Below are 309 nucleotides of genomic sequence, written 5' to 3'. Positions count from 1 at the left end.
GATCTTGCCGAGGTACATCACCGCGACGCGCTGGGAGAAGTGCCGCACGATCGCGAGGTCGTGGGCGATGAAGACGAAGGCGATGCCGAGTTCGTTCTGCACCTTCTGGAGCAGGTTGACGACCTGGGCCTGGATGGAGACGTCCAGCGCCGAGACCGGTTCGTCGGCCACGATGAGCTTGGGCTCCAGGGCGAGCGCCCGGGCCACGCCGATGCGCTGGCGCTGACCGCCGGAGAACTCGTGCGGGAACCGGTTGTAGTGCTCGGGGTTCAGGCCGACGATCTCCAGCAGCTCACGGACGCGCGCCTC

1 protein-coding gene is annotated in these 309 nt (G+C 67.3%); it reads right to left on the bottom strand.

The features are described from left to right. On the bottom strand, positions 1–309 hold a 309-nt coding region (locus tag JK361_RS40795), incomplete at both ends, for an ATP-binding cassette domain-containing protein (RefSeq protein ID WP_201828299.1).

This window comes from Streptomyces musisoli, assembly GCF_016741855.1.
Classification (GTDB): domain Bacteria; phylum Actinomycetota; class Actinomycetes; order Streptomycetales; family Streptomycetaceae; genus Streptomyces; species Streptomyces musisoli.
Note: the sequence above shows the minus strand (reverse complement) of the source record. Positions and strands in the feature narration are given on the sequence as shown.